The 14123-nt window shown below is 62.8% G+C and carries 15 protein-coding genes; 10 read left to right on the top strand and 5 right to left on the bottom strand.

Features of this window, described 5'->3' with window-relative positions; genetic code table 11:
* Positions 1 to 256 precede the first annotated feature (256 nt).
* Positions 257 to 820: a phosphatase PAP2 family protein gene (locus tag AC1D10_RS21595; protein WP_477275383.1), complete on the top strand. Its 564-nt coding sequence runs from the start codon at positions 257 to 259 to the stop codon at positions 818 to 820.
* Here the strand turns inward: AC1D10_RS21595 and AC1D10_RS21590 are convergent.
* Both AC1D10_RS21590 and AC1D10_RS21585 read right to left on the bottom strand, forming a co-directional pair.
* Complete coding sequence (locus tag AC1D10_RS21590) at positions 817 to 1485, bottom strand: FMN-binding negative transcriptional regulator (RefSeq protein WP_477275381.1); 669 nt, start codon at positions 1483 to 1485, stop codon at positions 817 to 819. The two genes, AC1D10_RS21595 and AC1D10_RS21590, sit on opposite strands and share 4 nt — an antisense overlap.
* Before the next feature lie 37 nt (positions 1486 to 1522).
* A complete protein-coding gene (locus tag AC1D10_RS21585; protein ID WP_013532163.1) occupies positions 1523 to 2197 on the bottom strand; it encodes an alpha/beta hydrolase in 675 nt (224 codons plus the stop codon).
* A gap of 238 nt (positions 2198 to 2435) precedes the next feature.
* Here AC1D10_RS21585 and AC1D10_RS21580 point away from each other — a divergent pair, with 238 nt between their 5' ends.
* The 7 genes from AC1D10_RS21580 to sufA all read left to right on the top strand — a co-directional run bounded on the left by AC1D10_RS21580 (position 2436) and on the right by sufA (position 9611).
* A complete protein-coding gene (locus AC1D10_RS21580) occupies positions 2436 to 3599 on the top strand; it encodes a cysteine desulfurase family protein (RefSeq protein ID WP_477275379.1) in 1164 nt (387 codons plus the stop codon).
* Between the two features lie 189 nt (positions 3600 to 3788).
* Complete coding sequence (gene sufB / locus AC1D10_RS21575; protein WP_436161799.1) at positions 3789 to 5306, top strand: Fe-S cluster assembly protein SufB; 1518 nt, start codon at positions 3789 to 3791, stop codon at positions 5304 to 5306.
* Positions 5307 to 5332: 26 nt separating this feature from the next.
* The gene (gene sufC / locus AC1D10_RS21570) at positions 5333 to 6088 is read left to right on the top strand and encodes a Fe-S cluster assembly ATPase SufC (RefSeq protein ID WP_477275377.1); all 756 of its coding nucleotides are present in this window, start codon (positions 5333 to 5335) and stop codon (positions 6086 to 6088) included.
* A 19-nt stretch (positions 6089 to 6107) separates the two neighbouring features.
* Positions 6108 to 7376, top strand: coding sequence for a Fe-S cluster assembly protein SufD (gene sufD, locus AC1D10_RS21565; protein ID WP_477275375.1), 1269 nt, complete (start codon positions 6108 to 6110; stop codon positions 7374 to 7376).
* Positions 7377 to 7480: 104 nt separating this feature from the next.
* Positions 7481 to 8722 carry a cysteine desulfurase gene (locus tag AC1D10_RS21560; protein ID WP_477275373.1) on the top strand — a complete coding sequence of 414 codons (1242 nt, stop codon included), beginning with the start codon at positions 7481 to 7483 and terminating at the stop codon, positions 8720 to 8722.
* 5 nt (positions 8723 to 8727) lie between these two features.
* On the top strand, positions 8728 to 9120 hold the full coding sequence (locus AC1D10_RS21555; RefSeq protein ID WP_477275371.1) for an SUF system Fe-S cluster assembly protein: 393 nt from the start codon (positions 8728 to 8730) through the stop codon (positions 9118 to 9120).
* Between the two features lie 110 nt (positions 9121 to 9230).
* On the top strand, positions 9231 to 9611 hold the full coding sequence (gene sufA, locus AC1D10_RS21550) for a Fe-S cluster assembly scaffold SufA (protein WP_379096967.1): 381 nt from the start codon (positions 9231 to 9233) through the stop codon (positions 9609 to 9611).
* Between the two features lie 33 nt (positions 9612 to 9644).
* Here sufA and AC1D10_RS21545 read toward each other — a convergent pair whose 3' ends face one another.
* Positions 9645 to 10142 carry a GFA family protein gene (locus tag AC1D10_RS21545; RefSeq protein WP_477275369.1) on the bottom strand — a complete coding sequence of 166 codons (498 nt, stop codon included), beginning with the start codon at positions 10140 to 10142 and terminating at the stop codon, positions 9645 to 9647.
* 89 nt (positions 10143 to 10231) lie between these two features.
* Between AC1D10_RS21545 and AC1D10_RS21540 the strand changes: the two genes are divergently transcribed.
* Positions 10232 to 10555 (top strand): TfoX/Sxy family protein, encoded by a 324-nt coding sequence (locus AC1D10_RS21540; RefSeq protein WP_477275367.1) that lies wholly within the window; start codon positions 10232 to 10234, stop codon positions 10553 to 10555.
* A gap of 11 nt (positions 10556 to 10566) precedes the next feature.
* On the opposite strand, the gene AC1D10_RS21535 is transcribed toward AC1D10_RS21540, so the two are convergent.
* Positions 10567 to 11484 (bottom strand): pseudouridine-5'-phosphate glycosidase, encoded by a 918-nt coding sequence (locus AC1D10_RS21535; RefSeq protein WP_477275365.1) that lies wholly within the window; start codon positions 11482 to 11484, stop codon positions 10567 to 10569.
* 75 nt (positions 11485 to 11559) lie between these two features.
* Positions 11560 to 12504 carry a carbohydrate kinase family protein gene (locus AC1D10_RS21530; RefSeq protein ID WP_477275363.1) on the bottom strand — a complete coding sequence of 315 codons (945 nt, stop codon included), beginning with the start codon at positions 12502 to 12504 and terminating at the stop codon, positions 11560 to 11562.
* Positions 12505 to 12785: 281 nt separating this feature from the next.
* On the opposite strand from AC1D10_RS21530, the gene recA reads away from it, so the two are divergent.
* Positions 12786 to 13883, top strand: a complete 1098-nt coding sequence (recA, locus tag AC1D10_RS21525) for a recombinase RecA (protein WP_111542534.1) — start codon at positions 12786 to 12788, stop codon at positions 13881 to 13883.
* The last annotated feature ends 240 nt before the right edge of the window (positions 13884 to 14123 follow it).

Here is a 14123-nt window from a genome sequence, read left to right as displayed (position 1 = left end):
CGAGTTTCCAATGCTCGTGAAATCGCGCCCTTCCGTTTCAGGTATGCTCCTTGGAGTGGGGCGCCGGTCCCTCGACAATTTTCGCGATACGATGCAGATCGCAAAAAGGCGCTTTGCCGCTCGTCCCGCCAGATACCCGAACGTCGTGTGGCCGGTTTGGGGCCTGGTCTGGATTTTGCTGACGGCGGCGGCGTTTGTTCGCCTCGACACCCCGGCAGGAATGTCTCACGGCCAGTGGTCGCCAGGGTTCGTCCAATTGGCCGATTTCTTCACGCAGTTCGGCCTGGGAGGCTGGTATCTCATCCCATCAGCGCTTTTGCTCGTTGCCGCGAACCTGACGGACTGGCGAAGCCTTTCAAGGCGATCGCTGATGCTGGTCTACAACTGGACCTGCCTGGCTTTTCTGATGCTGAGCGCCGCCGGTCTGTCCGGCCTGGCCGTCAATGTGCTGAAATATGCAATCGGTCGGGCTCGCCCGCTGTATTTCGACGATTTTGGCGTGCTGGCCTTGCATCCCTTTGCTTTTGATGCGCGCTTCGCCGGCTTCCCGTCCGGCCACGCCACCACGATGGGCGCCGTGTTCGGGGTGGCTCTGCTGTTGTTTCCGCGGCGCTGGTACATCGCCCTGGCGATCACGGCCTGCATTGCCTCGACGCGGGTCTTCGTCGGCGCGCACTATCCCAGCGACACCGTCGCCGGCTTCGGCCTCGGCTGCGCCTTCGCGTTGGCTTGCGGGCTGGTCTTTGCCCGGCTCGGCTTCATCTTTCGCCCGATGCCGTCGGGGTTGCCGGCCCGCAAGGGAACGTTTCGGCTGACCTAATTGCCGTCCAGGCCGCCATAGGATCTGACCAGGCGTGCCATGTCAGGCGAGCGGTGGTCTTCGTTTTCGAGCCCTTGCGCAACGCCGACGCGATCGGCGACCGGCCGGTTCTGGCTGACCTTCCACTTGCCGTGGATTTCGCTGATCTCGATTTCCAGCCCGATGATGCCCTTGATCTGCGACTGGATGAAGGGCGCCGGCGCATCGGTCACCGCCCAGGGCGCGGCGCGGGCGCCTTCCTGGGACGCGGTCAGGTCGGCGATCTGCTGCGCCAGCCAGGCCTGGTCATCGATCACCTTGACGGTGCCTCGCACCTGCACGATGGCGTAATTCCAGGTCGGCACCACCTTGCCGGTCTCGCGCTTGGTCTCGTACCAGGACGGCGTCACATAGGCATCGGTGCCCTGGAAGACGATCAGCACCGGCGATGCCGGATTGTCGGCCAACAGCTGCCATTGCGGATTGGCCTTCGCCAGATGGGCGCGCAGCCTGCCGTTCGGCGGCAGGCCTTCATTGAGCCCGGAGGGGGCGTCGAGCAGGAACGGGATGGCGTTGGCGACCGGCCCCTCGGCTCCGTTGCAAATCAACAGGCCCAGAGGATGCGCCCGGATCAGCCCGTGCAGGATTTCCGGCCGCGTTTCCCTGAAATGAGGAGGCTCGTACATCGCTGCCCGTTTCCTTTGCCTATCTCAACCGCTTCGCCTATCTCAGCCGCTTGGGGCGCGGATCCGACAATTCGCCGGCCAGCCGGCGATCGAGATAGTCCGCGCATTCCTCGAGCAGCAGGTCGGCATCGTTGGAGAAGAAGTGGTTGGCGCCGGGCAAGGTCTTCTGCGTGATGGTGATGCCCTTTTGCGTGTGCAGCTTGTCGACCAGGCCCTGCACATCTTTCGGCGGCGCCACCTTGTCGGCATCGCCATGGATGATCAGGCCAGACGACGGGCAGGGCGCCAGGAACGAGAAATCATAGGTGTTGGGCTGCGGCGCGATCGAGATGAAGCCTTCGATCTCCGGCCGGCGCATCAGGAGTTGCATGCCGATCCAGGAGCCGAAGGAGTAACCGGCGACCCAGCAGCTCTTGGAATCCGGATGCAGGGACTGCACCCAGTCCAACGCGGCAGCGGCGTCCGACAACTCTCCGGTGCCGTGGTCGAACTCGCCCTGGCTGCGGCCGATGCCGCGAAAATTGAAGCGAAGCGTGGTGAAATCCCGCTTCTGGAACATGTAGAAGAGGTCGTAGACGATCTTGTTGTTCATCGTGCCGCCGAATTGCGGATGCGGGTGCAGGACGATGGCAATCGGCGCGCTCTTTTCCTTGGAAGGCTGGTAGCGTCCCTCCAGACGGCCGGCAGGACCGGTGAAAATGACCTCAGGCATGAAATACTCCACTTGGTATGCGAATGCGCGGCGCCCGGAACGTGTCTTCCTCTGGCCTTGACGCAGGGCGAGCGTCTTCTTAGAAGCTAGTTTAGAATTGTTCAAAACTGAGTGGCCAGAAGTCGAGCCCGGCCACCCGCGCCGCAAGCCGCGTAAATAGGACGGCTCGCCTTGGAATTTCAAGGAAATAACGCGATACGACAGCGGAATGGCTTCTGACGGGACCAAACGGACGAAAATGGCCGGAACACGCGCCTATCTCGACCATAATGCCAGTGCGCCGCTGCTTGCCGCGGCGCGTGAGGCTGTGGTCGCGGCACTTGACGTCGCCGCCAACCCGTCGTCGGTCCACGCCGAGGGACGCGCCGCACGCCGCCTGATCGAGACCGCGAGGCGTGACGTGGCGGCGCTGGTCAACGCCAGGGCCGAGCACGTCGTGTTCACCTCCGGCGCGACGGAAGCTGCCTCGACGCTGCTGACATCAGACTGGCAGATGGGGCGCGGCAGCGTGCGCATGAGCCGGCTTTACGTGTCGGCGGCCGATCATCCCTGCCTGTTGAATGGCGGGCGCTTCCCGGCGGCGCAGGTCGCCCGGATCGGCGTCGACGCCAACGGCATTGCCGATCTCGACGCGTTGGCGGCCGCACTCGCCCATCACGACAAGGCCGAGGGCCTGCCGCTGGTCGCCATCCATGCCGCCAACAACGAAACCGGCGTCATCCAGCCGATCGATCGTATCGCCGAGATCGTCAAGGCAGCGGGCGGCGTCCTCGTCGTTGATGCAGTCCAGGCCGCAGGGCGCGTTTCGATCGATCTGTCAGCGGGTTACGCCGATTACCTGATTCTGTCCTCGCACAAGATCGGTGGTCCCAAGGGGGTCGGCGCCATCGTCGCCGCCTCGGATCTGATGATGCCGAAGCCCTTGATCAATGGCGGCGGCCAGGAAAAGGGCCATCGCGGCGGCACGGAAAACCTCGCCGCCATTGCTGGCTTTGGCGCCGCTGCACGCGAGGCACTCACCGGATTGACGGCCATGGATGCGGTGCGCCATCGCCGCGACGAGATCGAGGCAATCGTGAAAATGCTGGTGCCGGACGCGGAAATCTTTGGAACCGGTGCGCCAAGGCTTGCCAACACGACATTCTTCGCTATTGCGGGCATCAAAGCCGAAACCGCGCAGATCGCCTTCGATCTGGCCGGCGTGGCGCTGTCGGCCGGCTCCGCCTGTTCGTCGGGCAAGGTCGGCCCGAGCCATGTGCTGAAAGCCATGGGGTACGGTGACAGTCTTGGCGCCTTGCGCGTGTCGATCGGTTCGGCGACCGGCGCAGAGGACATCGAACTGTTCCGTACCGCGCTGGCGGCAATCGCCGCACGCCGGGCGAACAGGGAAAAGGCCGCATGAGCAGCGGCCGGACACAAACAGGCCTTTGGCCTGGCAGAGCCGTGCGTTTCATATTGGCCGGGTGAATTTCCGGTCGAAACGCACTATATGAAACTTACGCTGCCGCGAATGCCCTTCGGCGTTCATTTTTGGCGGTGCCATAGTTTGAAAACTGTCGGGCCTTGACCCCGGCGTGGATGGAGAACGCATATGCCTGCTGTGCAGGACACGATCGATCGGGTCCGAAAGATCGACGTCGACCAATACAAATACGGATTCCAGACCGAAATCGCGATGGACAAGGCCCCCAAGGGCCTCAGCGAAGACATCATCCGTTTCATTTCGGCCAAGAAGGACGAACCGTCCTGGATGCTGGAATGGCGTCTGGAAGCGTATCGCCGCTGGCTGACGCTGGACGAGCCGACCTGGGCGCGCGTTCACTACCCGAAGATCGATTTCCAGGACATCTACTTCTACGCGGCGCCGAAGAGCACGCCCGGCCCGACGTCGCTGAGCGACGTCGATCCCGAACTGCTGAAGGTCTACGAAAAGCTCGGTATTCCGCTGAGGGAGCAGGAAATCCTCGCCGGTGTGCAGAAGACCGACGCCTCGGAGCTCGAGGAAGTCAGCGATAATGTCTACAAGTCGGGCCGCGTCGCCGTCGACGCGGTGTTCGATTCCGTCTCCGTCGTCACCACTTTCAAGAAGGAACTGGCGCAGGCCGGCGTCATTTTCTGCTCGATCTCGGAAGCCATCCGCGAGCATCCGGAGCTGGTGAAGAAATATCTCGGCTCGGTCGTGCCGACCTCCGACAATTACTACGCCACGCTCAATTCCGCCGTGTTCACCGACGGCTCCTTCGTCTTCGTGCCCAAGGGTGTGCGTTGTCCGATGGAGCTGTCGACCTATTTCCGCATGAACGAGAAGAACACCGGCCAGTTCGAGCGCACGCTGATCATCGCCGAGGAGGGGGCTTATGTCTCCTATCTCGAAGGCTGCACGGCGCCGCAGCGCGACGAGAACCAGCTGCACGCCGCCGTCGTCGAACTGGTGGCGCTCGACGATGCCGAGATCAAATACTCGACGGTGCAGAACTGGTACCCTGGCGACGCCGAGGGCAAGGGCGGCATCTACAATTTCGTCACCAAGCGCGGCGACTGCCGCGGTCACCGCTCGAAGATTTCGTGGACGCAGGTCGAGACCGGCTCGGCCATTACCTGGAAGTATCCGAGCTGCATCCTGCGCGGCGACGATTCCAGCGGCGAGTTCTATTCGATCGCGGTGTCGAACGGCTATCAGCAGGTCGACAGCGGCACCAAGATGATCCATCTCGGCAAGAACACGTCGAGCCGCATCATCTCCAAGGGCATCGCCGCCGGCTTCTCGCAGAACACCTATCGCGGCCAGGTCTCGGCGCACCGCAAGGCGACCAATGCCCGCAACTTCACTAATTGCGATTCACTGCTGATCGGCGACCAGTGCGGCGCACACACCGTGCCCTACATGGAAGCCAAGAATTCGACGGCGCAGTTCGAGCACGAAGCGACGACGTCGAAGATTTCCGAGGACCAGAAATTCTACGTCATGCAGCGTGGCATTCCCGAAGAGGAAGCGATCGCGCTGATCGTCAACGGCTTCGTCAAGGACGTCATCCAGCAACTGCCGATGGAGTTCGCTGTTGAGGCGCAGAAGCTGATCGGGATCTCGCTTGAGGGCTCGGTCGGCTGACCGGACACATATTCAGGAAACAAAGAATGCTTGAAATCAGAAACCTGCACGCCCGCATCATCGATGATGGCACCGAAATCATCCGCGGCCTGAACCTGACGGTGAAAGCCGGCGAGGTCGCCGCGATCATGGGGCCGAACGGCTCGGGCAAATCGACGCTGTCCTACATCCTCGCCGGCCGCGAGGACTATGAGGTGACCGAGGGCGATATCCTCTACAACGGCCAGTCGATCCTCGAAATGGACCCGGCCGAGCGCGCCACGTCGGGCATTTTCCTCGCCTTCCAGTATCCGATGGAGATACCGGGCGTGGCCACCATGGAATTCCTGAAGGTGGCGATGAACGAGCAGCGCAAGGCGCGCGGCGAGGAGCCGCTGAAGATCCCGGAATTCCTCAAGCGTGTGAAGGAAGCCGCCGCCTCGCTCAGCATGGACATGGCGATGCTGAAGCGGCCGCTCAATGTCGGCTTCTCCGGCGGCGAGAAAAAGCGGGCCGAGATCCTGCAGATGAAGCTGCTGGAGCCGAAACTCTGCGTGCTCGACGAGACCGATTCCGGCCTCGACATCGACGCGCTCAAGATTGTTTCCGACGGCGTCAACGCGTTGCGCGCGCCGGACCGCGCGTTCCTGGTCATCACCCACTACCAGCGCCTGCTCGAACACATCGTGCCCGACAGCGTGCACGTGCTCTACAAGGGCCAGGTCATCAAGTCCGGCGACAAGTCGCTGGCGCTCGATCTTGAAGCCAATGGCTATGCCGGCGTGATCGGCGAAGCCGCGTGAGATGCCAGAGGTAATACCGATGAACATGCACGCACAACCGCAGCGGACACCGGCCGAAACAGCGTTGATCGACGCGTTTGGCGACCGGCTGTCGCTGCTGCCGGGCGACGGCGCGGTAATGCTGAAGCGCGACGACGCCATCGAAGCGATCAAGCACGGTCTGCCGACCCGGCGCATCGAATCCTGGCACTACACCGACCTGCGCCGGCTGTTGAGCGCGGTGCCGGACTTCGATCCGGCCGCCTCGCCCAAAGCTCTTGCACCGATCGTGGAAGGCTCCGCCGTGCTGGCGATCCTCAACGGCGTGTCGAGCGCGAAAGTGCCTGATATCGAGGGCGTCACCGTGCAGCGCCTGTCGGAAAAGCTGACCGACGGCAGCATCGCGCCGGGGCTCGACCCCTATGGCAGCGACGACGCCATCGGCGCGCTGAACGCGGCTTTCGTGGCCGACGGTTACTTTGTCGATATCGCCGATGGCGCCGAATTGGAAAAGCCGATCGAACTGCAGAACCTGCAGGCCGGTGGCCAGACCCATGTGCGCCTGCCGGTGCGTGTCGGCGCCGGCGCCAAGGCTGTCATCGTCGAACGTCAGGCCGGCGATGGGGCTGCTCTGGTCAGCTCGGTCAGCCAGCTCGTGCTCGGCGAAGGCGCCGAGGTGACGTGGCTGATCGTCCAGGAGCAGCCGGAGACGGCGACGCATCTGGCGCAGTTCAAGGCCCATATCGGCAAGAATGCGAAACTGACGCTGTTTGTCATGAATGCCGGCGGCAAGCTTGTGCGCCAGGAGATCATGGTCCGGACGACCGGCGAAGGCGCCGACTTCAAACTGCGCGGCATCAACCTCCTGGCCGGCGACACCCACACCGACGTGACCATGGTGCTCGACCACGCCGTGCCGCACACGGCCTCGACGGAAGTGATCCGCAATGTGGTGACGGGCAAGGCGCGCGGCGTCTTCCAGGGCCGCATCAACGTCCATCAATATGCGCAGAAGACCAACGCCAAGATGGCCTGCAACACGCTGCTGTTGTCGGATGATGGCGAGTTCTCGACCAAGCCGGAGCTTGAAATCTTCGCCGACGACGTCGTCTGCGGCCATGGCGCGACGGTCACCGAGATCGACCACGACCATCTGTTCTACCTGATGGCGCGTGGCGTCGACGAGAAGACCGCGCGGGGCCTTCTGGTCAAAGCCTTCGTCGCCGAGGTGATCGAGGAACTGGACGACGAGACGATCGTCGAGGCCCTGGAAGCGAAGCTCGACGACTGGTTTGTGACACACGGGTAGCTCCCTCCCTTCTCCCCTTGTGGGAGAAGGTGGATTGGCGCGAAGCGCCAAGACGGATGAGGGGTTCTGGAAGGAACGCGGCCTAGAGCGGCAAGGACTTCGAAATGGACCAGAAAGTCGAAAACTTCCCCTACGACGTCGAAGCGATCCGCCGCGACTTCCCGATCCTGTCGCGCGAGGTCTACGGCAAGCCGCTGGTCTATCTCGACAATGGCGCCTCGGCACAGAAGCCGCAGGCGGTGCTCGACGCCATCCAGCATGCCTACAGCCAGGAATATGCCAACGTCCATCGCGGCCTGCATTTCCTCTCCAACGCGGCGACCGACGCCTATGAAAAGGCGCGTGAGACGGTGCGTCGCTTCCTCAACGCACCAAGCACCGACAACATCGTCTTCACCTCGAACACCACCTCGGCCATCAACACCGTCGCCTATGGCTATGGCATGCCCAACATCGGCGAGGGCGACGAGATCGTGCTGTCGATCATGGAGCATCACTCCAACATCGTGCCGTGGCATTTCATCCGCGAGCGGCAGGGTGCGAAACTGGTCTGGGTGCCGGTCGACGATCTCGGCGTCTTCCACATCGAGGAATTCGAAAAGCGGCTGACCGACCGCACCAAGCTGGTCGCCATCACCCAGATGTCGAATGCGCTGGGCACGGTGACGCCGATCAAGGAGATCGTCCGCATTGCCCATGCGCGCGGAATTCCCGTCCTCGTCGACGGCAGCCAGAGCGCCGTGCATATGCCTGTTGACGTGCAGGATCTCGACTGTGACTTCTTCGTCTTCACCGGCCACAAGGTCTACGGCCCCTCAGGCATCGGCGTGCTCTACGGCAAGAAGGACATTCTCCTAGGCATGCGGCCATTCATGGGCGGCGGCGAGATGATCGAGGAGGTGACTGAGGACATCGTTACCTACAACGAGCCGCCGCACCGCTTCGAGGCCGGCACGCCGCCGATCGTGCAGGCGATCGGGCTGGGCGCGGCATTGGATTATATGGAGAAGGTCGGCCGTGAGCGCATTGCAGCGCATGAGGAAGATCTCAAGACCTATGCGCATGAACGGCTGCGCGCCATCAATTCGCTGCGCATCTTCGGTGACGCGCCGGGCAAGGGCGCCATCATTTCCTTCGAACTGCAAGGCATTCACGCCCATGACGTGTCGATGGTGATAGACAGGCAAGGCGTTGCCGTCCGCGCCGGTACCCATTGCGCCCAGCCGCTGTTGAAACGCTTTGGCGTAACCTCCACATGCAGGGCATCGTTTGGCATGTATAATACCAGGACCGAAGTCGACGCTTTGGCCGAAGCGCTTGAAAAAGCGCGCAAGTTTTTTGGGTGACGACCATGGATGACGCTAGCCACACCACCGAGACCGCACCGGAACCGGCCATGAACCCGCTGGTTTCCGCTTCGGCCATTCCCGCCGACGAACTGGCGCGGCTGACCGACGACATCGTCTCGGCGCTGAAGACGGTCTATGACCCGGAAATCCCGGCCGACATCTACGAACTCGGCCTCATCTACAAGATCGACATCGAGGACAATCGCGCGGTCAAGATCGACATGACGCTGACCGCCCCCGGCTGCCCTGTCGCTGGCGAAATGCCCGGCTGGGTGGAAAACGCCGTCGGCGCCGTCGAAGGGGTGTCCGGCGTCGAGGTCAACATGACCTTCGACCCCCCCTGGTCGCCCGACCGCATGTCCGAAGAGGCGCAGGTCGCGGTGGGTTGGTACTAGCGTCGAGCCCGACAGGGGTTGGCGCACTTGCGCCAGTCATAAAACTTCACCATTTTAGGTGAGGAATCGTTCGGCAGGCCTTGAACCTGCGTGAATGCGGAGAAAGAAAAATGGGACGCTTTGCCGTCATCACGATGACCGAGAAGGCCGCCGACCGGGTGCGCGAGATCGTCGCCACGCGCGACGGCGCGCATGGCATTCGCCTCGGCATCAAAAAGGGCGGCTGCGCCGGCATGGAATACACGGTCGACCTGGTGACTGAGCCCAACACCAAGGACGATCATATCGAGCGCGACGGCGCGCATGTCTATGTGGCGCCGGAGGCAGCCCTTTTCCTGTTCGGCACCGAGATGGATTTCGAGCAGACGACGCTGCGCACCGGATTCACCTTCCACAACCCGAACCAGAGTTCGGCCTGCGGCTGCGGCGAATCCGTCGAGCTGAAGCCGGCCGATCTCAAGGCTCTCGCGGAAGCTCGCGCCACGGCCTGAGTGCCCTTCGCCCCGTTTACGGGGTGAAGAACGCTAGTCCACCCACATGCCCGTCCGCTTGTGCCAGTCGGCGATCGATTCCTCCGGGTAGACATCGAACGTCTTGTCGCCCTTGCCGATCACGGGCTCGACCCAGTTGGCCTTGTATTTCAGCATCAGATGCACCCGGCTGGGCGGCTTGGGAAGGTCGTTGTCGATCGCCGATGCGAACGGATGCACGAGCTCCGGCCAGGTCGGATCGTAGAGCCACAGTGCCGACCCGCACTTGCGACAGAAATTGCGCTCGCCCGTTGATATCTCGCACTGCGGACGCTCGTCGTCCTCGATCTCGGCCCGGTAAACGCCGAGGCTCCTTTTGCCCTTGATTTTCAGGGTGTCGTTGATGGCGCCGAGGTTGATGGCAAAGCCGCCGCCGCCTTGCTGCTTGCGGCAGATCGAGCAGTAGCACAGCATGAATGGTGCCGGCGTGTGGCTCCCCACCTCGAAGCTGACGGCATTGCAGCGGCAGGACCCTTTTAGCAGAAGCGGCATGGCAAAAACTCCAACGGATGGCTCTCAACCTGTCAGCATGATTTTGGTTGCGGCATGACAATGCCAAATGCCGGTGACATGATTGCGGCATGGACAATGAACGCATCGCCGAACTGTTCGAGGGCCTCGGCCCGGTCAGCATCCGCAAATTGTTCGGCGGCAAGGGCATCTATTTCGACGGTGTCATCGTCGCCATCGTGCTGCGCGGCGAATTGATGCTGAAGGCCGACGCGCAAAGCGCGCCCGACTTCGAAGCCGCGGGATGCCGGCAATGGACCTATACCGGCTCTCGCCACGGCAAGCTTGTCTCCATGCCGTACTGGACCATTCCCGACAGCGCCTTCGACGATCCCGACGAGATGGCGCCATGGGCACGCCGCGCCTATGAGGCAGGGCGGCGCGCCGGCAAGTAGCTGCGTCGGAACTACAAAGCCTTGGCGATCTCCGCCGCCAGCCTTGCGTTGTTTTCGACCAGCGCGATGTTGGTCTTCAGGCTCCGACCGCCTGTGAGTTCGAGGATTTTCGACAGCAGGAACGGCGTCACCGCCTTGCCGGTCACGTTGAGCGCTTCGGCGGCCTTCTGCGCCGCTTCGATATAACCGGCCATCTCCTCGGCCGGGATTTCGTGGTTCTCGGGCACCGGATTGGCGATCAGCATGCCGCCGGCGAGCCCCAGCGCCTGCCGCGTCTGGTAGAAATGCGCGATCTCTTCCGCTCCGTGCAAGGTCAGCGGCGCGCGGAACGGCGAATGCCGCGACCAGAAAGCCGGCATCGTCTCGCAGCCATGACCGACCACCGGCACGCCGCGTGTCTCCAGCACTTCCAGCGTCTTTTCGATGTCGAGGATGGCCTTGGCGCCGGCTGACACGACAATCACCGGCGTGCGCGCCAGTTCATCGAGGTCGGCGGAAATGTCGAAACTCTTTTCCGCCCCCTTGTGCACGCCGCCAATGCCGCCGGTGGCGAACACCTTGATGCCGACCATGTGCGCGGCGATCATCGTGGCGGCGACCGTGGTGCCGCCGGTGCGTCCTTGCGCCACCGCAAAACCGAGGTCGGCGCGCGACAGCTTCATGGCGTCGCCGGTCATGGCCAGCGATTCGCGCTCGCCGTCCGACAGGCCGATCTTGATGCGGCCGCCAACCACGGCGATCGTGGCCGGCACCGCGCCGCCATCACTGATGATCTTTTCGACATCGGCTGCCATGGTGCCATTGTCAGGGTAGGGCATGCCATGGGTGATGATGGTGCTCTCCAGCGCCACCACCGGCCGCCCGGCGGCCAGGGCTTGCGCCACGGGCGCATGGATGTCGATGAAGGGGCTGGCGGTTTCTGGTGTCATCTTGATCTCCAACCCGGAGTGCGGCGCATCCATCTGGACGCGCAGCTGCATACCGGTGCTATGAACTGGCCGGTCTCATGCCACTTCCTGCGCATCCGGCACAAGAGCCAGCGCCTCGGTGAAATCAGCTGCGGAGAAATCGGGAACGGCGTCGGCGCTCTCGATGGCCAGCGTTGCAGCGGCAATGCCTTCGCGCAGCGCTGCGCGCAAAGGCAGGCCGCGCAGCAAGGCGGCGACCGCCGCGCCGGCCAGCGCATCGCCGGCGCCGGTGACATCGGCGACCTTTCTTGGCGTCGGCGGCAGGATCGAGAAGGTGCCGGCTTCATCGAAGCCCAGCATGGCAGCTCCGCCCGCCGTCACCACGCCGCTTTTGAGCCCTGCGCGTTTCAGCCCGCCGACGATGTCCTGCCCTGGGGCCGCACCGTCCAGGCCGGCAAGGGCTAGCGCCTCGCGCCGGTTCATGAAGACGACGGCCAGATGGCCGAGCACTGGCCTCAGGCGCACGATCTTGGCCGGCGAGATGGCAATGGCGAAGACGGGCTTGCCGGCGGCGAGTGCCACCAGCCGCTCCAGTGCCGCCGTCGGCAGGTTGGCGTCGCAGAAGACGGCATCGGCGGCAGCGACAACCTCTCTCACCTTGGAGCGCCTGATCTGCTTGGGAAACGCCAGCTCATAGAGCGCCATGTCGGCGAAGCCGACGATCAACTCGCCCTCGCTGTCGATCAGCGCCGTATAGCTCGGCGTCGTGCGATCGAGGAACACCGCCGACAGGTCGGCAATACCGGCCTCGGCGATGGCTCGTGAAACGGTATCGGCGGCGGCATCGCCGCCACGAACCGACAGCAGCGACGCGGAGACACCGCGACGAACCGCACTGCGCAAAGCGTTGAAGACGCCGCCGCCGACATCCTCGCGCATCGTGCCGGGATTGGACGCGGCTGGCACGTAGGGGCCGGACACCTGGCCGCGCCTATCGATATGGGCGCCACCTACGGCCAGTATTTTCGCGGATTTCAGCATGCCGGCGATATGACCTTTGTTATTCCAGCCGCACAAGCGCTAGGCTGCGTGACGAAGCTTCGCATCCAAGGCCGCGATTCGGCAGATCGAAACAATCGAGCCGCCTGGCCCAATGCGAGGTGCATTCCTGATCGAATTCCTGGGACAAAAAAAGAACAAATCGGGATATTGATTGTTTTTCAGATATTTGAACCCCCTTGCCAAACGAGAACAAAAAAGGTACAAATAGGCAGGGATTACGGATTGTCCGGCCTTCATTGACGACCAAGGGGTGATGTATCATGGCTCAGAATTCTTTGCGGCTGGTAGAGGACAAAGCGGTGGACAAATCAAAGGCTCTGGATGCGGCGCTGTCGCAAATCGAGCGGGCTTTCGGCAAAGGCTCGATCATGCGGCTCGGCGCGAACGAGCAGGTCGTCGAGATCGAAACGGTGCCGACCGGCTCGCTTGGCCTCGACATCGCGCTTGGCGTCGGTGGCCTGCCGCGCGGCCGCATCGTCGAGATCTACGGGCCGGAAAGCTCGGGCAAGACGACGCTGGCGCTGCACACCGTGGCCGAGGCCCAGAAGAAGGGCGGCATCTGCGCCTTCGTCGATGCCGAGCATGCGCTCGATCCGGTCTATGCCCGCAAGCTTGGCGTCGATCTGGAAAACCTCCTGATCTCGCAGCCCGACACCGGTGAGCAGGCGCTGGAAATCTGCGACACGCTGGTGCGCTCCGGTGCCATCGACGTGCTGGTGGTCGATTCGGTCGCGGCGCTGACGCCACGCGCCGAAATCGAAGGCGAGATGGGCGATTCGCTGCCCGGCCTGCAGGCCCGCCTGATGAGCCAGGCGCTGCGCAAGCTGACCGCCTCGATCTCGCGCTCCAACACCATGGTCATCTTCATCAACCAGATCCGCATGAAGATCGGCGTCATGTTCGGTTCGCCCGAGACCACGACCGGCGGTAATGCGCTGAAATTCTACGCTTCGGTCCGCCTCGACATCCGCCGCATCGGCTCGGTCAAGGACCGCGACGAGGTCGTCGGCAACCAGACCCGCGTCAAGGTGGTCAAGAACAAGCTGGCGCCGCCCTTCAAGGTGGTCGAGTTCGACATCATGTATGGCGAGGGCGTGTCCAAGACCGGCGAACTGGTCGATCTCGGCGTCAAGGCCGGCGTGGTCGAGAAGTCGGGCGCCTGGTTCTCCTACAATTCGCAGCGTCTCGGCCAGGGCCGCGAGAATGCCAAACTGTTCCTGCGCGACAATCCCGACACAGCGCGCGAGATCGAGCTGGCGCTCAGGCAGAATGCCGGGCTGATCGCCGAGAAATTCCTCGAGAATGGCGGCGCCGAGAGTGGCGACGACGGTTTCGAGGAGGAATCCGGCGCGATGTAGCAGCGTCGTGCGCAAGATGCCGGTCGAAGATCGGCCATAATTTTGTTTCATTATCTCAGGCTTATGTAATCGAGTTCTGTGTTTTCGCGTTCCAAACCGCCGGCTTTCGAGCCGGCGGTTTTTCATTTTGACGGCGAAGCAGCCTGGGTTCGAACGGCAGGCAAAGGCCGCGAATTGGACCAATTCCGTGTTTCTGGACAGGGTGCGATGTGACGGCTAAAAGGCCATGTCCATTTCCGC

The sequence above is a fragment of the Mesorhizobium sp. P2_A8 genome (assembly GCF_056404935.1).
This window is presented reverse-complemented; position numbering and strand designations above follow the sequence as displayed.